The organism is Pseudomonas sp. R1-15 (assembly GCF_051132085.1).
Lineage (GTDB): Bacteria > Pseudomonadota > Gammaproteobacteria > Pseudomonadales > Pseudomonadaceae > Aquipseudomonas.
The window spans coordinates 5,726,953-5,747,148 of the sequence record NZ_CP071660.1 but is presented as its reverse complement, the minus strand read 5'-3'; the positions used below and the strand labels follow the sequence as shown (position 1 = coordinate 5,747,148).

Annotated in this window: 24 protein-coding genes; 13 read left to right on the top strand and 11 right to left on the bottom strand. The window is 63.8% G+C overall.

The window, feature by feature from the left end:
* Positions 1-18 precede the first annotated feature (18 nt).
* Positions 19-1,233: a cytochrome P450 family protein gene (locus J3P97_RS26035; RefSeq protein WP_434673070.1), complete on the top strand. Its 1,215-nt coding sequence runs from the start codon at positions 19-21 to the stop codon at positions 1,231-1,233.
* 109 nt (positions 1,234-1,342) lie between these two features.
* On the opposite strand, the gene J3P97_RS26030 is transcribed toward J3P97_RS26035, so the two are convergent.
* Positions 1,343-1,939 (bottom strand): GNAT family N-acetyltransferase, encoded by a 597-nt coding sequence (locus tag J3P97_RS26030; protein ID WP_434673069.1) that lies wholly within the window; start codon positions 1,937-1,939, stop codon positions 1,343-1,345.
* Positions 1,936-2,487, bottom strand: coding sequence for an RNA polymerase sigma factor (locus tag J3P97_RS26025; protein WP_305498082.1), 552 nt, complete (start codon positions 2,485-2,487; stop codon positions 1,936-1,938). The genes J3P97_RS26030 and J3P97_RS26025 overlap by 4 nt, the downstream gene beginning before the upstream one ends.
* A 318-nt stretch (positions 2,488-2,805) precedes the next feature.
* Here J3P97_RS26025 and J3P97_RS26020 point away from each other — a divergent pair, with 318 nt between their 5' ends.
* The 12 genes from J3P97_RS26020 (at position 2,806) to J3P97_RS25965 (ending at position 13,936) form a co-directional block, all read left to right on the top strand.
* Positions 2,806-3,933 (top strand): TyeA family type III secretion system gatekeeper subunit, encoded by a 1,128-nt coding sequence (locus J3P97_RS26020; protein ID WP_434673068.1) that lies wholly within the window; start codon positions 2,806-2,808, stop codon positions 3,931-3,933.
* Positions 3,930-6,017, top strand: a complete 2,088-nt coding sequence (sctV, locus tag J3P97_RS26015; protein WP_434627275.1) for a type III secretion system export apparatus subunit SctV — start codon at positions 3,930-3,932, stop codon at positions 6,015-6,017. Before J3P97_RS26020 ends, sctV begins: the two co-directional genes overlap by 4 nt.
* A 159-nt stretch (positions 6,018-6,176) precedes the next feature.
* Complete coding sequence (locus tag J3P97_RS26010; protein WP_434571089.1) at positions 6,177-7,070, top strand: FHA domain-containing protein; 894 nt, start codon at positions 6,177-6,179, stop codon at positions 7,068-7,070.
* Positions 7,070-8,428: a FliI/YscN family ATPase gene (locus J3P97_RS26005; protein WP_434673067.1), complete on the top strand. Its 1,359-nt coding sequence runs from the start codon at positions 7,070-7,072 to the stop codon at positions 8,426-8,428. The genes J3P97_RS26010 and J3P97_RS26005 overlap by 1 nt, the downstream gene beginning before the upstream one ends.
* Positions 8,415-8,834, top strand: a complete 420-nt coding sequence (locus tag J3P97_RS26000) for a hypothetical protein (protein ID WP_434571092.1) — start codon at positions 8,415-8,417, stop codon at positions 8,832-8,834. Before J3P97_RS26005 ends, J3P97_RS26000 begins: the two co-directional genes overlap by 14 nt.
* Positions 8,824-9,378, top strand: coding sequence for a type III secretion protein (locus J3P97_RS25995; RefSeq protein ID WP_434673066.1), 555 nt, complete (start codon positions 8,824-8,826; stop codon positions 9,376-9,378). Before J3P97_RS26000 ends, J3P97_RS25995 begins: the two co-directional genes overlap by 11 nt.
* Positions 9,375-10,475, top strand: a complete 1,101-nt coding sequence (sctQ, locus tag J3P97_RS25990; protein WP_434673065.1) for a type III secretion system cytoplasmic ring protein SctQ — start codon at positions 9,375-9,377, stop codon at positions 10,473-10,475. Before J3P97_RS25995 ends, sctQ begins: the two co-directional genes overlap by 4 nt.
* A complete protein-coding gene (sctR, locus tag J3P97_RS25985; protein ID WP_305498095.1) occupies positions 10,472-11,125 on the top strand; it encodes a type III secretion system export apparatus subunit SctR in 654 nt (217 codons plus the stop codon). Before sctQ ends, sctR begins: the two co-directional genes overlap by 4 nt.
* Positions 11,126-11,134: 9 nt before the next feature.
* Positions 11,135-11,389, top strand: coding sequence for a type III secretion system export apparatus subunit SctS (gene sctS, locus J3P97_RS25980; protein ID WP_305498097.1), 255 nt, complete (start codon positions 11,135-11,137; stop codon positions 11,387-11,389).
* Positions 11,389-12,186: a type III secretion system export apparatus subunit SctT gene (gene sctT / locus J3P97_RS25975; protein ID WP_434673064.1), complete on the top strand. Its 798-nt coding sequence runs from the start codon at positions 11,389-11,391 to the stop codon at positions 12,184-12,186. Before sctS ends, sctT begins: the two co-directional genes overlap by 1 nt.
* A 15-nt stretch (positions 12,187-12,201) precedes the next feature.
* Positions 12,202-13,302 (top strand): type III secretion system export apparatus subunit SctU, encoded by a 1,101-nt coding sequence (gene sctU / locus J3P97_RS25970; RefSeq protein ID WP_434571101.1) that lies wholly within the window; start codon positions 12,202-12,204, stop codon positions 13,300-13,302.
* Between the two features lie 115 nt (positions 13,303-13,417).
* A complete protein-coding gene (locus tag J3P97_RS25965; RefSeq protein ID WP_434673063.1) occupies positions 13,418-13,936 on the top strand; it encodes a type III effector in 519 nt (172 codons plus the stop codon).
* A 133-nt stretch (positions 13,937-14,069) separates the two neighbouring features.
* On the opposite strand, the gene J3P97_RS25960 is transcribed toward J3P97_RS25965, so the two are convergent.
* The 9 genes from J3P97_RS25960 to sctJ form a co-directional block, all read right to left on the bottom strand.
* Complete coding sequence (locus J3P97_RS25960) at positions 14,070-14,519, bottom strand: type III secretion system chaperone (protein WP_434673062.1); 450 nt, start codon at positions 14,517-14,519, stop codon at positions 14,070-14,072.
* A gap of 26 nt (positions 14,520-14,545) precedes the next feature.
* On the bottom strand, positions 14,546-14,923 hold the full coding sequence (locus J3P97_RS25955; protein WP_434673061.1) for a type III secretion protein HrpV: 378 nt from the start codon (positions 14,921-14,923) through the stop codon (positions 14,546-14,548).
* 6 nt (positions 14,924-14,929) lie between these two features.
* On the bottom strand, positions 14,930-15,139 hold the full coding sequence (gene hrpT / locus J3P97_RS25950) for an HrpT family type III secretion system protein (protein ID WP_434571108.1): 210 nt from the start codon (positions 15,137-15,139) through the stop codon (positions 14,930-14,932).
* Positions 15,136-17,286, bottom strand: a complete 2,151-nt coding sequence (sctC, locus tag J3P97_RS25945) for a type III secretion system outer membrane ring subunit SctC (RefSeq protein WP_434602156.1) — start codon at positions 17,284-17,286, stop codon at positions 15,136-15,138. Before sctC ends, hrpT begins: the two co-directional genes overlap by 4 nt.
* Positions 17,279-17,704, bottom strand: a complete 426-nt coding sequence (locus J3P97_RS25940; protein ID WP_434673060.1) for a type III secretion system chaperone — start codon at positions 17,702-17,704, stop codon at positions 17,279-17,281. Before J3P97_RS25940 ends, sctC begins: the two co-directional genes overlap by 8 nt.
* The gene (locus J3P97_RS25935) at positions 17,691-17,915 is read right to left on the bottom strand and encodes a serine kinase (protein WP_305498110.1); all 225 of its coding nucleotides are present in this window, start codon (positions 17,913-17,915) and stop codon (positions 17,691-17,693) included. Before J3P97_RS25935 ends, J3P97_RS25940 begins: the two co-directional genes overlap by 14 nt.
* 262 nt (positions 17,916-18,177) lie before the next feature.
* A complete protein-coding gene (sctL, locus tag J3P97_RS25930) occupies positions 18,178-18,759 on the bottom strand; it encodes a type III secretion system stator protein SctL (RefSeq protein ID WP_434673059.1) in 582 nt (193 codons plus the stop codon).
* Entirely contained in the window at positions 18,737-19,324 is a 588-nt protein-coding gene (locus J3P97_RS25925; RefSeq protein ID WP_434673058.1) for a hypothetical protein, read from the bottom strand. Before J3P97_RS25925 ends, sctL begins: the two co-directional genes overlap by 23 nt.
* The gene (sctJ, locus tag J3P97_RS25920) at positions 19,321-20,196 is read right to left on the bottom strand and encodes a type III secretion system inner membrane ring lipoprotein SctJ (RefSeq protein ID WP_434673057.1); all 876 of its coding nucleotides are present in this window, start codon (positions 20,194-20,196) and stop codon (positions 19,321-19,323) included. The genes J3P97_RS25925 and sctJ overlap by 4 nt, the downstream gene beginning before the upstream one ends.

The following is a 20,196-nucleotide window of genomic DNA, read 5'->3' as shown; positions in this document are numbered from 1 at the left end:
TTCCTCTGGAGAGTGTTCATGGCGTACGAGCGGACCCTTGATTTGAATAGCGACGCGTTTCGCGGCGAGGCTTATCGGCACTATGCGGCGCTGCGCCAGGCGTCTCCGGTGTTCCTCAGCCAGCCCGACGGGCAGTTGCCGATGTGGTACGTCACCGGTGCCCGGGAAGTCGAAGAGGTCCTGCTGGACAACGAGCGCTTCGCCCGTGATCCGTCGCGCATCGATCCGCGATTCGCGGCGATGCTCGGCGGCGAGCAGTCCATCGCATTTCTCAATGAGCACATGCTCAACCGCGACGGGGAGAGCCATCGCCGCCTGCGTCGCCTGGTCAACAAGGCCTTCACCTTGAAGGCAGTGAACGCCATGCGACCGCGCATCGAACAAATCGCCGAGACGTTGCTGGACGCAATGCAATCGAGCGGACAGATGGACGTTGTGAGCCAATATGCCTTCCCTCTGTCGATTACCGTCATCGCCGAACTGCTGGGCGTCCCTGCTCAGGATCGCGACGATTTCCGGCGCTGGTCCCACATGATTGTCCGGCAGGTGGGCCATGACCTGAGCGAACTGCAGCGCTGCTACGAAGAATTTGCCCACTACATGCTCGCCTTGATCGAGCAGCGCCGGGCCCAACCGGCCGACGATCTGGTGTCGGCCCTGGCCCAGGTCGAGGAAGAGGGCAGTATGCTCAGCCGAAGTGAGCTGTGCAGCATGATCGCGCTGCTGATCATCGCCGGGCACGAAACTTCGGCATCGATGATTGGCAATGCCGTGCACACGCTCGTGCAGCATCCTGAGGCATTGATCCAATTGCGGGATGAGCCGACATTGATGCCCGACGCGGTGGAAGAGTTCTTGCGTTATGACTCGGCGGTGGAACGGGCCATGGTTCGTTTCGTCACCCAGGACACGGAACTGGCCGGACAGCGTTTGCAGCGGGGGCAACTGCTGGTGGCGGTGGTGGGGGCGGCCAATCGTGACGAGGCGATGTGCGCCGATCCGGATACACTGGACATCACTCGCCCGGCCTGCCCGCACATGTCTTTTGGCAAAGGTACTCATTACTGCCTGGGGGCTTCGCTGGCGAGGCAGGAACTGGAGATAGCTTTGGCGACCTTGCTGCGGCGTTGTCCCGGGCTGCAACTGGCGGTGGAGCCCAGCGCCGTGCGCTGGCGCTATGTACCCAATTTCAGGGGGCCGGATGCGTTGCCGGTGCGTTGGTCGGTGGATTGATCCGGGTGGCCAAATGGGCTTGCGGGTGAATCATCGCCAAGAAATCAGCGGTTGCCAGTGCAAAAAATGGCAACGGCTCGCCCGGCCTCTTGCCGGACGAGCCGTTGATTCAAGCCAGGCTGGCCTCCCTTGTCTGCGCAGGCACTGAAGCGCTGATGGGGGTGGTGTCGATAGGTATCAGGTCCAATCCATAGAGCACCACATCCGCACGTTTGTCAGCGAATCGGGCGATACCCGGAAAACGTCCCCATAGCGTCGCTCCCAATCCTTGCACGCCCCGCTTGCTCGCCTCGTTGTGCTCGATGATCCAGGCCACCAGCGTCTCGAAACCATAACGTCTGGCCAACACCACGGCAGCTTGGCCGAGGCGAATGCCGACGCCGCTGCCAATGTGGTCGTTGCGCACGTAGATCGATACTTCGCCGGTCAACCGGCAGGCCTGGGCACCCCAGCAGAAGCGGTTGACGATCAACCAGGCGACCACCTCGCCGCCGCGCTCGAGCACGTAGATCGGGTCACCTTCCTTGACGAAACAATCGACGAAGAACGTCATTTCCTTCAGGGAAAACGCTCTGAGTACGGGGGAACTGGTTCCCCCCAGAGCGCTTTCGTTGAAGATATCCGTCATCACCGGCAGGTCATCGGGCGTATAGCGACGTACGCCACGTGGCAGGTCGGCTCGGCTGTTCAAACGATTACTGGTCATGGCCGGGTTTCTCCATAGACGCTTTTCTTGAGTTGTTCACGGGCCCGAAACAATCGTGAGCGCACGGTGCCGATGGGCACGCCCAGCCGTTCGGCGGCATCGCGGTAGCTGCTCTCGGTGTCCACGGCGGTCCACAAGGTGTCGCGCATGTCCTTGGGCAGGGCGTCCATCGCCAGCAGCGTGCGGTCCAGCAGCCGCCGGTTGTCGCACAGTTCACTCAGGTCGATGTCGTCGCTGGATTCGTGAAAATCGCTTTCGTCGAACGTGCTCAGTGGCGGTTGCGCATAGAAACGGCGGAAGTGATTGCGTATCAGGTTCAAGGCGATGCCGCATAGCCAGGTGTCCGGCTTGGCCAGCCCCTTGAATTTTTCCTGGTTGCGCCAGGCTTCCAGATACGTGAGTTGGATGATGTCGTCGGCGTCGTCTTGATTGAGTACACGCTTTTGCACAAACAGACGCAGCTTACGCTCCTCGCCGAAGCTGACACCGGGCGCACTCGGACGTGTCGGTGAGGTTTGCGGGGGAAGCATGAGGTTCAGGCTGTTCATCAATAAATCCCTCTGAATGGGTTCCCTGGTGCCGACGGGTGTGTCGACTTTTCCCCTTCAGCAGGACCTGTGCCAAGCCGGATTTAACACTTATCTATTTGAAATTTAAGGTACTTTTATTGGTGCAAATGCTCTATTTGTGCAAGGCCGTGCACGGCTTTCCAGACGACCACTGCATGAAATTGCACCGACCGGCTCTTTGGGAAACGCCCCGCGGACGACTCGGTCGTTCGCTTTAGAAAAGCCCGTGATGGCGATGGAACCGAATGGTGGATCACCGCCACCCACTGAGCGTCCGAAACCACGCCCCCGGTCATCATGAAAGTAGAAGCCCCGACAAATGCGCACATTGCCGCCAATCTCGCCCAGGCCGTTTCGGCTGTCGCGGGCGTTGGCAGGCCTGTCGAGTCGTCGCAGGCCGCGCAGTCCAGTTCGATGGAGGAGGTCGGCATGACCTTCAGCCATCATGTGGAACGCAATACCAAGGCGCTGAACCAGCGCCGCATCCGTAATGCCCGCAGCGAGGTGGGCCAGGTGCGGGTCGAGACCCGTGAGCAACTGGAGGAGTGGTACGACCAACTCGGCCACCCCGGCAAGCAGAGCCTGGGGGCCATGGCTGCCCAGGCCGGCGTCCTGCTCGGTGGCCAGCCGGTACTTGAAGAACTGGTGCAATCGACTGGCGGAGATCCGGCCCGCACCGACCTGATCCTGAAGCAGGCACTGCTGGACGCCGAGACGCAGGGTCGTCTCGTCGAAGCCAAGCGTGCCCGCGACTATCTGCAACTGTTGCGCGAGCGTTATGGCGCGCAGATCCAGGCCGGCATGAACATCGCCGAGGCCCTGCGGGCCTCCGGTGGCGATCCGGAACTGCGCCAGGCGGTACGGCGCCTCTATTACGACACCGTGGTGCTCAAGCAATCCTTGCCCACCATGATGCAGGCGTTGCTTGGCCTGTTCGGCGAAGCGGCATTCGTCTCGGGGCTCGACATGATGCGCCGCGCGCTGGCTGATGACATCGCCGCCCATGCCCCTTCGCGGCCTACCGCTCTGTTGCGTACGTTGCTGATCGGCCTCGCTGCCTCGACGCAACTGAGCAGCGTGCTGCAAAGCTGTCGCCGTTTGCTCGAGCAACTGGCCTACAGTTGCCCGGCCAGCCAGCTCACGGCCGTGCTGTTGCTCCAGCGCATGCTGGGATTTGTCAGCAGCGGCCTGTCTTCGGCGGAAGTACGTCGCATCGGCCGGGAATTGGGCGGCGATCAGGAGCGCGACCAACTGGTCTCCTTGAACGGCTTGTACCCCTTGCTCAAGCGTTTGCCGCTGGCGCTCTGGCGCGACGCCAAAAGTCGCCAGAGCGCGCTGAAGAATCTGCTGGTGCTGCTCGATGAGCGTTCCCGTGGCGAGACCCGTGGACAGACCGCCGAGCCGGTCATTGGAGCGCGCCCATGATCGCCATGTTGAATAAAGTCGCCCAGGCGGCGGTGCAACGTATCGAGGTGGCCGGCGCGTTCGTGGTGCTCGGCATCGTGTTCATGCTGATCCTGCCGTTGCCGACTGCGGTGGTCGATGCGCTGATCGCCATCAACATCTGCATCTCTTGCCTGCTGATCGTGCTCTCGCTGTACCTGCCGCGTCCGTTGGCGTTTTCCTCGTTCCCGGCGGTGCTGTTGCTGACCACTTTGTTCCGGCTGGCGCTGTCGGTGGCGACCACGCGCTTGATTCTCCTCCAGGGCGACGCGGGTCATATCGTCCAGGCGTTCGGCAATTTCGTGGTGGGGGGCAACCTTGCGGTCGGGCTGGTCATCTTCCTGATCCTGACGGTGGTCAACTTCCTGGTGATCACCAAGGGCTCCGAGCGGGTCGCCGAAGTGGCGGCGCGGTTCACGCTGGACGCGCTGCCTGGCAAACAGATGTCCATCGACAGCGACTTGCGGGCGAACCTCATCGATGTCAGCGAAGCCCGCCGCCGCCGCGAGGAACTGAACAAGGAAAGCCAACTGTTCGGGGCGATGGACGGGGCGATGAAGTTCGTCAAGGGCGACGCCATCGCAGGCCTGGTGATCGTGGTGATCAACCTCATCGGTGGCTTCTCGGTCGGCATGGTCCAGCATGACATGAGCGCGTCCGACTCGATGCACTTGTACGCCGTGCTGACCATTGGCGACGGTCTGATCGCGCAAATTCCGGCCCTGCTGATTTCCCTGACCGCCGGCATGATCATCACCCGCGTCTCGCCGGAAGGACAGCCTGCCGGCAGCAGTGTAGGCAAGGAAATTGCCAAGCAGTTGACCGCCGAGCCCAAGGCCTGGGTCATCGCTTCGGTGGGAATGCTCGGCTTCGCCGCGTTGCCCGGCATGCCGACGCTGGTGTTCATCGTGATCGCCTTGATCACCGGCACGGCGGGCATCATCCAGTTGCATGGCCGGGCAAAACAGGCCCGCCAGGCGGAGCAGTCTGAAACGGTCGTCACCCCGGAACACAATGGCGCCGAGGACCTGCGCAGCTTTGACCCGACCCGGGCCTATCTCTTGCAATTTTCCAAGGCGATGGAAGGCAACCCGGCCGCCGAGGATGTTATCCAGTCGATCCGCAAAAAGCGCAACGCGCTGGTTGCAGGTTTTGGCCTGACCTTGCCGCCCTTCGAGATCGAATACAGCACGCAGCTGGAAGACGACGAGTTCCGGTTCTGCGTGCACGAAGTGCCGATGTTGCGGGCGACCTTCGGTGACCGCGTGGCGGTGGCGCGCGGGCCGCTGCCATTCGAGCCGCAGGATGCCCGGGTCGGCAGCGAAGTGCGTGACGAGCATCAATGGCTTTGGCTGGCCCCCGACGACCCGCTGCTGGCGGACGAGCGCGTGGAAGCGGTGCCGGCGGGGGAGCTGCTGGTGGAACGCATGAGCCGGGCCATGTTTGCCACCGGCCCGCAGTTCCTCGGGCTGCAGGAAAGCAAGTCGATCCTCAGCTGGCTCGAAGCCGGACAGCCAGAGCTGGTGCAAGAGCTGCAGCGGACCATGCCCTTGGCCCGTTTCGCCGCCGTGCTGCAACGCTTGGCAGGCGAAGGCGTGCCGCTGCGGGCGGTGCGATTGATCGCCGAGTCGTTGATCGAGCATGGGCAGCACGAGCGCGATGTCGGTGCGCTCACCGACTACGCCCGTATCGCCCTGAAATCGCAGATCTATCACCAGTACCGCGATGAAGACGGCTTGCACGTCTGGCTGCTGACGCCCGAAACCGAAGGGCTGCTGCGCGACGCGCTGCGCCAGACCCAGACGGAAACGTTTTTTGCTTTGGAAAGCGTACATACCCGCGCCTTGGTCTTGCAGCTGCGCGAAGGCTTCCCGTTGCGGGCCAAACGCGTGGCGGTGCTGTTGGTCGCCCAGGACTTGCGCGCGCCGCTGCGTGACTTGCTGCGTGACGAGTTCAATCACGTACCCGTACTTGCCTTCAGCGAGTTGCACAGCAATGCCCAGGTCACCGTGCTGGGGCGCTTCGATCTCGAGCAGGAACAACTGCGGATCGAGGACGCCGCATGAGGGTTTTTTCCCCTCGGCGCGTGGGCAGTGCTGCCACGGGTAACGATGTAAATCCAGGCGCGTTCGATGGCCTGGCTGTGACAGTGGACGAGGGCTACCCGTGCCCCGTCGTTCAACCTGATTGTGGGCGCACACCCGTCGCGCCTTGAGGAGTTGGCCATGTTCGAACTGCGTGTATTGAGTGGTCTGCACCGAGGTGCGGCGTTGCCGCTGGTGGGCGAGCAATGGGTAGTGGGAGCGGCGGAAGACGCCGACCTGGCGTTATACGATCCAGGTATCTGCGCACATCACGTGGCCCTCAGGCAGGTTCAGGGCCAATGGCTGCTGGACTCGCTGGAGGGGAAGGTCTGTGATGCACAAGGCCAGCCCTGGATTCCCGCCGGGGCGTTGCAAAGCAATGCGCCTTTCTCTATCGCTGGCGTCTGGTTGTGCCTGGCCCCGGCGGATCAGCCCTGGCCTGAAGAAGCAGCCCTGGATGATGCGGCGCACCTGGCGGTAGAGCGCGAACCGCAAAGGGCCGCGGCGCGGCCTTCCTGGACCAAGCGCCTGGGCATCGCTGCCGCGGTGATTACCGTTGCCTCCAGCGCCTTGGCCTTCACCAGCCAGCCGGCACCGACTGTGGCGCCCGGCGCGGTGCAACAGCTCAAGCCGGCCAAGGTGGCCCTGGACACTGTCGAGGCGGTCCGCCTGGAGCTCGATCGCATGCTTCAGGAGCGTGACCTGGATGCCCATGTGCAGACCGAGGTCCAGGACGGCCGACTGGCCCTGGTGGGTGAGTTGCCGCGTCAACGCCTGGCGATGGTCGAACGGCTGATCGAGCGTTTCCATGCCCGCTACGATACGTCGGTCGCGATCACGACCAACGTCAGGGAGCGGCTGAGTCAACTGCCGTTTCAGATCGCTCAGATCGTCGGCGGCAAACATGGCCACGTCGTCACGTCCGACGGCCGCCGGTTGTTTCTGGGCGACCAGATCGATGGGCTGCGCCTGACCGCGATCGATGCCGGCAAGGTCACCTTCGAAGGTGAGCAACGCTACGAGGTCACCTGGTGATGACGCAGGCGGCCATTGCACGGCTGGAGAGCTGGGAGGCCGGACAACGGGCGCATCTTCGCCGGTTCTCGCCGGTCATGGTGCGCGGACAGGTACAGCGGGTCAGCGGCATCTTGTTGCAATGCCGGCTGCCGGGAGCGCAGATCGGAGACCTCTGCCAGGTCGAACGTGACGCGCGCGAGCCGTTGCTCGCCGAAATCGTCGGCTTCGACCGCCACGATGCCTTGCTCAGCGCCTTGGGTGGCCTGGAGGGCGTGCGGGTCGGCGCTGTCGTGGAGCCGCTGGGCATGCCCCACCGGGTGACTGTCGGCCCGCAATTGCTTGGGCAAGTGTTGGACGGCTTCGGTCGGCCCCTGTTGGACGGTGGCGTGGGCGCTTTCGCCGGCGCGCAGGTGCTGCAGGCCTCGCAAGTGATTGGCGAAGCGCCTGCGCCGACCGCGCGACCGCGCATTCAACAGCCCTTGATGACCGGTGTACGCGCCATCGATGGCCCGCTGACACTTGGCGAGGGCCAGCGTGTCGGGTTGTTCGCGGGCGCCGGCTGCGGCAAGACCACATTGTTGGCGGAGATCGCTCGCAATGTTGACTGCGATGTCATTGTCTTCGGCTTGATCGGTGAGCGCGGGCGCGAGTTGCGCGAATTTCTCGACCATGAACTGGACGATGAATTGCGCGCTCGTGCAGTCCTGGTATGCGCCACCTCCGACCGGTCCAGCATGGAACGGGCCCGCGCGGCATTTACCGCCACGGCCTTGGCCGAGGGCTTTCGCGCCCGCGGCCAGCGGGTCCTGCTGCTCATCGACTCGCTGACCCGGTTCGCCCGGGCCCAACGGGAAATCGGCCTCGCCGCTGGCGAACCGCTGGGGCGCGGCGGCTTGCCGCCTTCGGTCTACAGCCTGCTGCCGCGTCTGGTCGAGCGGGCCGGGTTGAGCAATGAGGGGGCGATCACCGCGCTTTATACGGTGCTCATCGAACAGGATTCGATGAACGATCCGGTGGCGGATGAAGTGCGTTCGCTGCTTGATGGTCACATCGTGCTGTCGCGCAAACTCGCCGAGCGCGGTCATTACCCGGCGATCGACGTGTTGGCCAGTCTCTCGCGAACCCTGGCCAATGTCGCCGAGGCCGAGCACCTTCGAGCGGGCATCAATCTGCGGCGGTTGCTGTCGGCCTACGAGCAGATCGAACTGATGCTGCGCCTGGGGGAATATCAGGCCGGCGCCGACCCCTTGACCGACCTGGCGGTGGAGTCCCGCAGCGCCCTGGACGCATTCCTGCGCCAGGACTTGCGCGAGCCGGAGACGTTCACCTCGACATTGGCCCACCTCCAGCAATTGACCGCCTATGTCCCGGGCTGATCTGGACGCCCTGGCGCCGGTGCGCCGGCATCGCGAGGCGCAAGCCGAACGGGCCTGGCGCCAGCAGCGCGAGCTTTTGCGCGAGCGCCAGGCCGCGTTCGCCGCAGCGCGGGCGCGCTGGCAGGCAGCCTGTGAGCAGCAGGCGGCTCAGCGCGAGGCCCTCTACGGCGAGCACCGTGGCCGTGCGCTGAGCATTTGCGAACTCAATGCCTGGAGCACCGAGGAGCGGCGCTTGATCGGTGAGCTGGCGGAGCAAGCGCGGGCCTTGCAGGCGCTGGACGAGGAACAGGCGCAGCAGGCACGCCATACCGAAGCCGCGCAGCAGCGATTACAAGGGCGCAGGCGTGACCTGGAAAAGCTCGGCGCCATGATGGAGTACCTGACGGAGGTCCCCGATGATGAATGAACGCACGGTACGCGGTGGACCGCCGCTTGCATCCGCTCGCCACGCGCCGCGTGCGCATGAGTACGCGCCTGTTCAGGTGAGTCGGGCCACCCGTCCGGCGGCCCGCGAGCCTGCGCCCGCTTCCGAACGCGACCCCGAAGTGATCGCCGGGCGCAGTGACGGCTACTGGTTTCGCCAGTGGGTCGACGCACCTCGGGGCAATGGCGAGGACGACACCGCCGGCGCCGGCTCCCTGTCAGGGTGGGTGGGCCTGGAGAGCGGCGAAGTGGACGCCTTTGTCGATCAGCTTTCGCCACGTCTGCGGGCCACGCTCGACCAGCAATTGGACCTGCTGCTGCACCTTCCCCACCTGGGACGGATCAGGGTCTCTGCGCAGCGTCTGGCCGGGACCTCTGGCTGGGACATTGGCCTGAGTGGCGAAACCGAAAAAGTACGTGCGCGGTTATCGAGTCGGTCCGGGCGCCTGGAAGAGGCGTTGGGTCAGAGCCTGGGCCAGCCGGTGACGGTGCGCGTGGCATCCGCAGAGGAGGCGAGTGCGACATGAGCGTACGTGCACTGGCGCTGCGATCGATGTGCAGCGATGACGCCGCCGCCCGGCAGCGCTTGGGGGCTGGCGTCAGTCTGGCGTTCGAGGTGGCGGGCGAAGCGGGCGTGGTGGAACTGACCCCGGCCAGCGGCGCGGCGAGAGCGACGCCGTTTGTGCTGGAGTGTGCGCAAGGTGCCTTGGCCCTCGACGAGCCCGGTCAGGTACTCAGCCTGTTCGGTGAGTGCCCAGTGATCCTGCCCGCCGAGCCTTGCGCGGATGACGCCTGGTTCTGGGCGCTGTTCCAGCAAACCCTGAGCGAGTCCTTGCGGCACGCATTCGGTTTTCTGAGACCGCTGGCCGGTCACGTCGTCGAGGGCATCGCCTGCCGGATCGAGGTGAAAACAGGCGCGGCCCGTGCCACGAGCCATCTGCAAATCGCCGGGACGACCCTGCTGGGGGTGCTTGGCGCAGCGCCCTGGCAGCGTCGGAATGTGCCCTGGGGCGATGACCTTGCGCTGGATGTTCCGCTGCCATTGGGGCACCTGACGTTGGCCGCCAGGCACGTGGCCGCGCTGCGCCCCGGTGACGTGCTGGTTCCGGAGTCCGCCCTGTTCGATCCATCCGGCCAGGGAATCATTCGCCTGGGCCGGCAATGTGCGCGGGTGCGGGTGTACGACCGCGCCGCGCCGTTGCGCCTGACCTTGCTCGCTCTGGAGGAAACCGCTATGAGCACCACCGCCGACACCGACATCCTGACGCCCGACTGGGACGACACCACTCGCTACGAACCCGACGTTCAGGCACCTGAAGTCGACGAGCAACCAGCGCCTTACCCCGTCGACTCCGATGCCACGCAGGCGCCGGTTGCAGATCCTGCCGCCATCCGCGAGCGTTTCGACGACCTGCCATTGGCGCTGACGATACGTTGCGGCCACTTGAGCCTGACCCTCGGCGAGTTGCGCGACCTTGCACCCGGCTCGGTGCTCCAGGTCCAGGGCGTGGCGCCGGGCGCGGCGGCGTTGTTCCATGGCGAACGGGCCTTGGCCCACGGCGAACTGGTAGAAGTTGATGGCCGGCTCGGTCTGCAGATCACTCGCGTGGATGTGGCTGGATGAGCTTCCAGGGGGTCGACCCCTTTCTGCTGGCGCTGTTCATCGGCGGGATCTCATTGGTTCCCTTGTTGCTGATCATTTGCAGCGCCTTCCTGAAGATCGCCATCGTGTTGACGATTACCCGCAACGCGATCGGCGTGCAGCAGGTGCCGCCGAATATGGCGCTGTATGCCATTGCGCTGGCGGCGACGTTGTTCATCATGGCGCCGGTCGGCCACGACATCGCCGAGGAGCTGAAGGAGCGGCCACTGGATTTCAGCAATACCGAGGCGTTGCAGGGTTCTGCCTTGAACGCGGTAAAACCGCTGCAAGCCTTCATGTCGCGCAATACCAACCCGGACATCCTCACTCACCTGCTGGAAAACACCCAGCGCATGTGGCCCAAGGAGCGCGCCGAGCAAGCCAGTCGCGACGACCTGATGCTGCTGATCCCGGCCTTCATGTTGTCGGAGCTCGAGGCGGGCTTCCAGATGGGCTTCCTGATTTACATCCCGTTCATTGTCATCGACCTGATCGTGTCCAACCTGCTGCTGGCGCTCGGTATGCAGATGGTCGCGCCGATGACCATTTCGTTGCCGCTCAAGCTGCTGGTGTTCGTCCTCGTGCAAGGCTGGACGCAATTGCTCGACAGCCTGTTCTACTCCTACCTATGAGGGCATGCGATGGACGCGATGACGTTGTTCAAGGAAGGCATGTTGCTGGTGGTCCTGCTGTCCGCGCCGCCCCTGATCGTCGCGGTGATCGTCGGCGTGCTGACTTCCCTGGTGCAGGCCTTGATGCAGATTCAGGACCAGACCTTGCCCTTCGGCATCAAGCTGGTGGCCGTGGGGCTGACCTTGCTGGTCACCGGTCGCTGGATTGGCGCCGAGCTGCTGGGCCTGTTGCGTCGGGCTTTTGAACTGATGGCCAGCACCTGATGATGACCCAGGCCTTCCTTCCCTATTTCGACTTGCTGCTGTCGATCGCCCTTGGCATGGCGCGTATCTATCCGGTGGCTTACCTGGTCCCGGTGTTCTGCTTCCAGCATTTGCGAGGCCTGCCGCGCCATGCCGTGGTGTTCGCCCTGGGCATGTTGCCGGCGCCGGGCATCCGCCAGGCCCTGATTGATGCCCAGGTCAGTTGGCTGACCCTGGCTGGGTTGATGTTCAAGGAGGTGGTGCTGGGCCTGCTGCTCGGGGTGCTGCTGGCCATGCCGTTCTGGCTGTACGAATCGGTGGGGGCCTTGCTCGATAACCAGCGCGGTGCGCTCATCGGCGGCCAGTTGAACCCGGCACTCGGCACGGATACGACGCCGTTGGGCCACCTGTTCAAGGAGATGACGATCCTGTTGCTGGTCGCCACCCTGGGCATCGGCACGCTGACCCAGGTGATCTGGGACAGCTACCTGGTCTGGTCGCCCACGGTCTGGTTTCCGTTGCCCGGCGCGGATGGTTTCGGGGTGTTCCTCGGGCTGCTCGCCGAAATGTTCATGCACATGATGCTTTATGCGGCGCCCTTCATCGGCTTGCTGTTGCTGGTGGAGTTCGCCTTGGCCTTGCTCAGCCTGTATAGCCCGCAATTGCAGGTCTTTGTCCTCGCCATGCCGGCGAAAAGCCTGGTCGGGCTGGGCTTCCTGCTGTTCTACCTGCCCACGTTATGGGACGCGATGACCGGCCGTCTCGGCCGTTACGGGGAAATCCGCAACCTGCTCCACCTGCTGTTGCAGGCGCCTTGAAGGAAGGGCTCGTTCATGAGTGAAGACAGCGGGGAGAAGACCAAGCGCGCGACACCGAAGAAAATCCGTGACGCCCGCAAAAAAGGCCAGGTCGGCCAGAGCCAGGACTTGAGCAGCCTGTTGGTACTCACGGCAGTCACCGAAGTGGCATTGACCCAGGCTGACAACAGCATGCAGGCGTTGGGTGAAATGGTTTTGTTCCCGTTGCACCGGCTGGACGGCGACTTCGTGCGCGCCTTCGAGGAAACCCTGGCCCATGCCGGTGGCGTGTTGCTCAGTTTCACCTTGATGACCGTCGGGTTGGCAATCGCCACGCGCCTGATCGCCGGTTGGGTACAGTTCGGCTTCCTGTTCGCGCCCGAAGCCCTTCACCCCGATCCGAACCGTTTGAACCCGTTGAACCAGGCCCAGCAGATGTTTTCCGCCCAGGCGCTGATCCAGCTGTTCATGGGGCTGGTCAAGGCGGTGTTCATCGCCAGCGTGCTTTACCTGGTGACTATGCCTGCCCTCGGGTCGTTGATCAGCCTGGTCAACGGTGACCTGCATGGCTATTGGCGCGGGCTCGCCAGCCTGTTCCGGCACATCATGCACATCTGTCTGGGCGTGTTGCTGGTGCTGGCGATTCTCGATTTTGGCCTGCAGAAATATTTCTTCGCCAAGCGCCTGCGTATGAGCGAAGAAGAGGTGCGTAAGGAATTCAAGGAAATGGAGGGCGATCCCCACGTCAAGATGCATCGACGCAGCCTGGCCCGGCAGTTGGTCGACCAACCTGCCAGCAAGGAAACCAAGCCGGTGGAAGAGGCCGATGTGTTGGTGGTCAACCCCACGCACTTTGCCGTCGCGCTGCTTTATCGACCGGAGGAGACGCCGTTGCCGCAGCTCATTACCAAGGGCGTCGATGCCGATGCGCGTGCCCTGATCGAGCGAGCCAAGGCGGCGCGTATCCCGGTCATTCAATGCATCTGGCTGGCGCGAACGATCTACAAGGAAGACGTAGGCGGATATATCCCGCGGGAAACGCTTCAGGCGGTTGCGCACATTTATCGGGTCTTGCGCGAGCTGGATGACGAGGCCAAGGGCGAGGTGATCGAAATCCCGGAGCTGAACCTGCGCTGAGGTCGATGGAACCGGTGCGCACCGGGATGCCACTCAGGTAGTGAGCCCGGGATCGCCCGGGCGAAGCCGGCTTGCCGGTAGTCCCACCGCACACACCGACTCGTGGAGATTCCCTATGCCTGAACCCAACTCACTGGCCAATTCCATAAGGGGCACGGGTGCCCTGCATGGCGTCGACGGCTTGCACTCGTCGCGCTCGCCCTCGTTGAGCCAGCAGCCTCGCGACGCCCAGCAGCGTACCGGCACTCAAAGCCTGCATGGGCGGGGTCGCTCGTCTTCGTCGCCCCCTGCGGTTCACCAGCGCGGCCGGACCCGGACACGGGGTGCCGAGCGCGCGGCTACGCCGTCTGACGATCGACCGCTGGATGACACCCAAAGCCCCGGTTCCACCGCGCCGCCTCGCACGCCCGACTCGTTCATGAGCGAGATGGAAACCCGTCAAAAACAGTTGATGGAAAAGCAGTTCGATATGCAGATGCGAATGGAGGAGCGTCAGAGCGAAATGATGATCGTCAAGAGCTCGGCCGACATGGCCAAGTTGATGAGCGACACGGTGACGGAAGTCACCAAGGGCTTCATGGACACTGCGAGGAGAGTCATGCAGGAGGGAGGTGAGGCGATGAAACTTCGGTAATACACGCAATGACTTGGAAAACGCTGTACCCGTGGCGAGGGAGCTTGCTCCCGATGGGCTGCGCAGCAGCCCTTTTTTGTGAGGGCTTCGCCCTCAAGCGGGAGCAAGCTCCCTCGCCACGGTTTTTTGTTGTCTAGCCGAGTCGTGTGCGACTTGCGTTGAGCGAGGCCGGGCGTGGGCCACCAGGCGTAGCGGACGGCATCAAGCGTGCGCGCACCTCGCCGACCTGGCCGATGAAACCGACGATCCAATGGCAGAACTGCGCCTCATCGAGCATCGACAACGGGCAATGGGCACACAAGCGAACGCTGCCCTTTTCGTCCAGGGCCAGCCAACTGCCGCCGAGCAGATCCAGTCGAAAGTTGAGCTCCAACAGGCGTTTATGCAGGCCAGGTGCATGGGCTGGCACATCGATCGCGCAATGGAGGATGGCCACATCGCCGTGATCGGGCAGCTCGATGATCACGGCTTCCCGGTTGCTTGCGTCATACAGCGCGCAGACGCCGCCCTCCAGTTGCAGCTGCGCATGCAGGTGTTCCGCGAGGGCCGAGATCAAGCGCTGGGCGAGCGGTGTGGTGGTCATGCAAAGCCTCCCTCGGCCACGGGCCTTCAGTAAGTAACCGAATAATCGTCAAGGTCTTCCAGGCCCAGCAACGACAATTGCCGGGACTGGATCTCGTCGAGCATCTGCGGCGAGATCGGTGACTCGGGCAGCGCCTGCCAGACCACCAGCGCGCGTTGCGGATCGAGAAACAGGAACAGTTGCGCGTAGTCACTCGGGTGGGCGAAGCGTCGTTCGAGCGCCCGTCGCACCTGACTCACGCCTAGCGCCTGGCTTTGTATCTGTAACGCGAGCCCCAAGCTGTGGGGCTCGCGTCGCAGGCAGAACTCGATGCCCGGGGCTATTTCCCAATACGTCGCGATGCCGGCGATGATGTTTTTCTGAAAGGCCTGGCGGGTGCTTACGCTGTGTACCGAAAAAGACATACCGTTTCAGTTCTCCAGTGGAACGACCGAATGGTCGAGCGGATGTTCGGGGGAGCCCAGGCCGCCGCGCATACCCGGCGACCACCAGATCACCAGACGGCCGTTGTCGGGTTCGGCGCGGCTACAGGCATCGCCCTGGCAGCCCCAACGGTTTGCGCAGCCGGCGAAAACCGGCAGGCACAGCAACAAGACGAGCAGCATCGGGGTGCGACTCATGGCGTGATCCTCGCACTGGTTTGCAAGAGGGAAGAGCGCCCGCCACCTGGTGTGCGCTTGGGTTGTCTCATGACGACGAACACTTCGGTTTCCTCACCGGGCTCGAGCCACACCTTCGGCCAGGCGGAGGTGGCCATGGTCCAGCGGGTGCTGCAACTGGCCTCGTCGAAGCGCAACCGTCGGTCGCCATCGTTGCGCACCACGCCCACGGCGATGCCGTAGTCCGGCCCGGCAAACCACTGGGCGCGCCCGGCGTCCAGCGATAGCCCCGGTTGCAACGCGCACAGCGTGTCGGCCGAGTAAGGAATCGAGGCGGCTTGCTTGAACGTCGGCGGAATGTTGCCATCGGCCAATTGGGCGAGCACGTCGCTGATCTCGATGCGACCGATGGGGCGAGTGCCGTTGCGCCGCTCTTCCAGGCGTGCCATTGCGCTGTCCACCTGTTCACGATCGAGCTCGGAGATGTAGCGGGCCGGGTCGACCTGGTCGCCAATCAGACGGGGCGTCAGGATGAATACGCGTTCACGGCGGCTGGTCTCGCGGGTGGTCGAGGAAAACAGCAGCGGTCCGATCAGCGGGATGCGTCCGAGCCATGGCACCCGTTCGAGGTTGTCGCCGGTTTCCTCGGTATGAAAACCACCCACCACCAGTGATCGGCTTTCCCCCATCACCGCCTGCGTACTGACCACTCCTCGCCGAACGCTGGGCGTCTGCTGACCGACCTCCGAGGGCTCGATCTTGCCGTCTTCGATGTCCAGGAACATCTGGATCTGGTTGCGGCCGCCGGTCTCGATGGTGTGGGGCACGACCTGCAGGCTGGTGCCGGCCGTGATGGGCTCGACGGTGGCCACCCGTTCGCCAATGGCGGAGATGTACTCGGTGCGGCTGAAGTCGATGACCGCCGGCTGGTTTTCCAGGGTCAATACTGATGGATTCGCCACGACCGAGGCCAGGCCGCGACCTTCCAGTGCTCGCAGTTGCGCGGAAAAGTCGCCGTAGTCCTGGATGAATACCGTCGAGCTGGCGCCTGGGCGAATCATCGAGGCGCCGCCGATCAGATCGCCGCTCTCGACGTTCCAGTTCGACGCCAGTTCGGCCAGTTGGGTGCGGTCGATGTCGAGAATGATTGCATCGATTTCTACCAGTTTGCGTGGCACGTCCACGTCACGGATCAGCGGCGTGTAGATCTCCCGACGCTTGGGCGAGTCGTAGATGAGCACTGCGTTGTTGCGCACGTCGGCTTCGACGCGGATCCGACCGCGGCCGCCCTTGCCAGCGCTTTCCGGGCCTTGCACGCGGTTGGTGTTCGGGCGGCCCATGCCGCTCAATGCCAACTGCTCGATATTGCCCATCGTCATGGACTGCTGGGCCTGCATGTTCTGGAACGAGGCCTGAGGCGAGGTCGCCTGCATTCCACCGGACACCGCACTGCGACTTTCCAGCAGCCCTTTGAGGATGCTGGCAACCCCGGGAATCACCAGCGTATCGCCGCGGTACTTGATGCTCCGGTCGGCGGCGGTGGCATAGCGCAGCGGGAAGCTGATCACCTCCTGCTTCTCTTCAGGTGTCTTGCGCGCCTCGGCAAACTGCGCCACCAGGCGCACGTAGCGTTCCGGGCCGGAGACCAGCACCACGCCTTCGTCGGGTAATTCACCCCAACCGAAACGCGGGTCCAGCAGGCCGATGTCGGTCAGGGCTTGCTTGATGTCCGGCGCGGCATCGGCGGACACTTCCAGGCGCGTGGAGTCCTGGTTTTGCAAAGGGCTGACGTACAGGGTGTTGCCGTACATGAACCACTGGAAACGATTTTCCAGACCGAGCCGGTCGAGGAATGCCTGGGGGCTTTCGGCGCGCATCCGGCCATCGACGCTGCCTTTGACGGTGCCATCGAGCACTAGTTGCACCCCGAAAGTATTGGCAAAGTCGCCAAGTACCTTGGGCAGGGGCGTGTTCTGGGCATCGTAGGCGTAGGGCGTGTTTTTCCAGTCGGTCGGTACCGCCGCTTCGACCGGCATGCCCGCGCCCAGCGCGCCGGCCAATGCCAGTGCAAGCAGCGATGTCTTGGTCCAGCGACGGACGATGGACCGGCGAAAGTGTACCTGGCCGGCGGCCATCGAGCGGTACGGTGCAAGCCACCTGTTAGGCATGGCGGATTCCTGTTCCGAGCGAGTGAAAGTGCGAGGGGCGTCGCGCCACGGCACGTTGTTCTTTATGGAGAATCGATTGCCAGGTGTCCCGCTGGTTGAGCAGCGCTTCGAGCACTTCGACCAGGTCGTCGATGTGCGCGTCTGTCGCCAGTTGCGCCAGTAGCCATAAACGCTCGTCCTGAGGCGAAAGGGCCAACGCACCGGGGAAACGCGAGAGGCTTGGCTGCGCCAGCCGCAGAAGGTCTTCCAGGGACCCTTCGTTGCCCGGCGGGAAATTCAACTCGACCGATACCAGTAGGCCGTCATCCAGCTTCTTGAAGATCGCTTCGCCATCATCGATGACGATGGCGAAATGTTCCGCGCCGTCGACGTCGGCGTTCCAGCGAGCGAGCTGTATGCGCAGCTCATGGCATTGCATCGATGATCGCCTTGGCGAGGTTGTGGTGGGCGGTGGTCTGTTGAGTGGCCGCGTTCACCGCGACCGACATGCCGTTCATGCTGGTCACGAACGAGTGCATATCGTCGAGTGACTGGCTCTCGGCGGCGTTCATTGCAGCGTTGTTGACGTTGTCGCTGGCGCGTTGGAAATAGGTATCGAGACGGCGCTGGATGGCATCGATAGAAGACATGGCGGTTGCTCCGAGGTAAGCGTATTCACCGGATGAGTGGTGATTACGCCGATGACGGTTCCGCGAAAAGTGAGCAAAAGATCAGGAGGGGCGAGGATGGATTTGTCAAACATCCGAATCCCCGTGGCGAGGGAGCTTGCTCCCGCTCGGCTGCGCAGCAGTCGCAAAACCGGCTGATGCGGTCTGCCTGAATAAAATTTGAGCCCTGCTGCGCAGGGCAGCGGGAGCAAGCTCCCTCGCCACGGGTTCCGGGTCGTTTGGGCTACCGCTGCGGTTCTGGCAGGCGCAACGCTTCAACAGCCGTGGCCCAATCGAGCAGGAACGTGCCGCCTGGTGTTTCCAGCTTCAGCTGATGCGCCTCCATGCCGGGATCCGCCACCGGCGTCCAGGGACGTTCGCCAGATGAGTCCAGACTTTGGCTCAGCTTCGCCAAGTCGTCGGGATGACAGCGAAGAGTCGCACTGACCGAATCATGCTGGCGTGAGGCAAGCTGACGAACGAGTGCATCGATGCGGGCCTGGTCCGGGACTTCGTTCAACAGCATTCCCAAGGCCTCGTTGACCAACTGCGCGGCGCTGGCCTCGATCCGTTCCCACATGGCCTGGCGCTCGGCTTCCCAGCTGGCGAGCACGGTTTCGGCCGTTTCCCAGAACTGCGCCTGTGCCTGGAGCACTGCGGTGTCCGCCTCTTCGGCGGCACCCTGGATCAGCTGCGTGGCGTGGGCCTGGGCCTGTTCGAGAACGGCTTGTGCTCGGCCACAATCCACAAGGGTTTCGCGAGGGATACAGGGCTGCAACAGGCCCTGGCCACCGGGACGTAGGTCAAGCGAGCGCCGAGCGAGCATCGTGCATCTCCGTTTGGGGGGGCGCTGGCGCCAGGCTTTGCTCGGCTTTCCAGCACGCGGACTGCCAGAGCGTGTTGAGCTTGGCGGCAGGCGGCCGTGGGGTGGGCTGTGATTCGAGGGCAATGATCCTGCTGCGCGGGAAGGCCAGGCGCGTACGCTCCCAGGTCCGCTCCCCCAGCCAGGCGCGCAGCAGTGCAAGCGGGTCGTGGCCGGGTTCGAGCCAGTGTCCGGGGCGCAACGCCTTGGCGGTGCGCTCGCACCACGCCCGGTCCTGCGGCGAAAGCATGTCCATCGTCGTCAACGGCGAGCAGGTGTTCGCCACTAATTGGCAGGCCAGGGCCAAGGTTCGGGGCGTGCCGCAACAGAGTGACAACACCGCCGGGTCGGGCTGTGGCGGTGTGCACGGCGTCATGCCGAAACCGCGGGCCAATGCGGCGTGATGCCCGCGGGCCAAGGCGTCGATTTGTGGCCCGGTCAGCAGGCCGAGCGCGGGTGGATACCAATCACGGTCTGCTTCGCGCCACGCCAGGCTCCACCAGCGAGCCCATTCAAGCGCCGCGTTCATGCAGCAGTCCCCTTGCTGTCAGGCTTGGCGCCCGGGTTCTTCACCGCGAACAGTGGTGGCGCCGTGCCGTTTTGCGCGCCCGCCGGCGCTGTGCCCTTGCGCTCGAAAAATCGCGGCAGCACCAGTATGCCGTTGCGCCACAACCGGTAGAGGCCGTACGAGGCGCCCAGCAGGAGGGCGAGCAAGGTTAGGCCGGCCGCCAGGGTTACTCCCCGCCAATAGCCGATGTCGTCGGCCTGCATGAGGAAAGGCCCGAAATACGCCATTTTGCGCCGTTCCTGATAAGCCGCCGCGGGAACGAAGACCACCGAAAGCTTGGCCGGGTTCTGGGCCGCGTCAGCCATGCCGGGAATTCCGCTGGCGACCAGGTTGCGCACTCTCGGCGTGATGCTGTCAGGATCCAGCGCGCTGGTGTGCTTGATAAACACCGAGGCCGACGCGGGCTGGACCGGCTCGCCGGGAGCGACCCGTTCCGGCAGCACCACATGGACCCGGGCGAGCACCACGCCATCGATTTGCGACAGTGTCGATTCGAGCTCCTGAGACAGCGCGTAGAGGTAGCGGGCACGCTCTTCCATCGGTGTGGAAATCACGCCTTCCTTGCGGAAGATCTCCCCCAGGCTGGAGCGCGATCGACGCGGCAGCCCAGCGGCTTCGAGAACCTGTACCGCGCTGTTCATGTCCGCTGGCTCGACCAGCACGGTCAGCCCGTCCTTATCGACCTGCTTGCTGGCCTCGACGTTCTTGTCCGCCAGTTCCGCGATCACTTCATTGGCATCCTGCTCGGAAAGATGGCTGTGCAGCGCTGTCCTCTCGTCGCATCCGGCGAGTAGCAGGCACAGCACTAAGGGTGAGAATGCGCGCATGAACAT

Excerpts from the sequence above, each read along its gene's own strand:
- J3P97_RS25960 (WP_434673062.1), bottom strand. The coding sequence starts at position 14,519 with ATGACCACCACACCGCTCGCCCAGCGCTTGATCTCGGCCCTCGCGGAA.
- sctQ (WP_434673065.1), top strand. The coding sequence starts at position 9,375 with ATGAGCGTACGTGCACTGGCGCTGCGATCGATGTGCAGCGATGACGCC.
- hrpT (WP_434571108.1), bottom strand. The coding sequence starts at position 15,139 with ATGAGTCGCACCCCGATGCTGCTCGTCTTGTTGCTGTGCCTGCCGGTT.
- J3P97_RS26005 (WP_434673067.1), top strand. The coding sequence starts at position 7,070 with ATGACGCAGGCGGCCATTGCACGGCTGGAGAGCTGGGAGGCCGGACAA.
- J3P97_RS25935 (WP_305498110.1), bottom strand. The coding sequence starts at position 17,915 with ATGTCTTCTATCGATGCCATCCAGCGCCGTCTCGATACCTATTTCCAA.
- sctT (WP_434673064.1), top strand. The coding sequence starts at position 11,389 with ATGATGACCCAGGCCTTCCTTCCCTATTTCGACTTGCTGCTGTCGATC.
- sctS (WP_305498097.1), top strand. The coding sequence starts at position 11,135 with ATGGACGCGATGACGTTGTTCAAGGAAGGCATGTTGCTGGTGGTCCTG.
- sctR (WP_305498095.1), top strand. The coding sequence starts at position 10,472 with ATGAGCTTCCAGGGGGTCGACCCCTTTCTGCTGGCGCTGTTCATCGGC.
- sctV (WP_434627275.1), top strand. The coding sequence starts at position 3,930 with ATGATCGCCATGTTGAATAAAGTCGCCCAGGCGGCGGTGCAACGTATC.
- J3P97_RS25995 (WP_434673066.1), top strand. The coding sequence starts at position 8,824 with ATGATGAATGAACGCACGGTACGCGGTGGACCGCCGCTTGCATCCGCT.
- J3P97_RS26035 (WP_434673070.1), top strand. The coding sequence starts at position 19 with ATGGCGTACGAGCGGACCCTTGATTTGAATAGCGACGCGTTTCGCGGC.
- J3P97_RS26010 (WP_434571089.1), top strand. The coding sequence starts at position 6,177 with ATGTTCGAACTGCGTGTATTGAGTGGTCTGCACCGAGGTGCGGCGTTG.
- sctC (WP_434602156.1), bottom strand. The coding sequence starts at position 17,286 with ATGCCTAACAGGTGGCTTGCACCGTACCGCTCGATGGCCGCCGGCCAG.
- J3P97_RS26020 (WP_434673068.1), top strand. The coding sequence starts at position 2,806 with ATGAAAGTAGAAGCCCCGACAAATGCGCACATTGCCGCCAATCTCGCC.
- J3P97_RS26030 (WP_434673069.1), bottom strand. The coding sequence starts at position 1,939 with ATGACCAGTAATCGTTTGAACAGCCGAGCCGACCTGCCACGTGGCGTA.
- sctU (WP_434571101.1), top strand. The coding sequence starts at position 12,202 with ATGAGTGAAGACAGCGGGGAGAAGACCAAGCGCGCGACACCGAAGAAA.
- J3P97_RS25965 (WP_434673063.1), top strand. The coding sequence starts at position 13,418 with ATGCCTGAACCCAACTCACTGGCCAATTCCATAAGGGGCACGGGTGCC.
- sctJ (WP_434673057.1), bottom strand. The coding sequence starts at position 20,196 with ATGTTCATGCGCGCATTCTCACCCTTAGTGCTGTGCCTGCTACTCGCC.
- J3P97_RS25925 (WP_434673058.1), bottom strand. The coding sequence starts at position 19,324 with ATGAACGCGGCGCTTGAATGGGCTCGCTGGTGGAGCCTGGCGTGGCGC.
- J3P97_RS26000 (WP_434571092.1), top strand. The coding sequence starts at position 8,415 with ATGTCCCGGGCTGATCTGGACGCCCTGGCGCCGGTGCGCCGGCATCGC.
- J3P97_RS26025 (WP_305498082.1), bottom strand. The coding sequence starts at position 2,487 with ATGAACAGCCTGAACCTCATGCTTCCCCCGCAAACCTCACCGACACGT.
- J3P97_RS25955 (WP_434673061.1), bottom strand. The coding sequence starts at position 14,923 with ATGTCTTTTTCGGTACACAGCGTAAGCACCCGCCAGGCCTTTCAGAAA.
- sctL (WP_434673059.1), bottom strand. The coding sequence starts at position 18,759 with ATGCTCGCTCGGCGCTCGCTTGACCTACGTCCCGGTGGCCAGGGCCTG.
- J3P97_RS25940 (WP_434673060.1), bottom strand. The coding sequence starts at position 17,704 with ATGCAATGCCATGAGCTGCGCATACAGCTCGCTCGCTGGAACGCCGAC.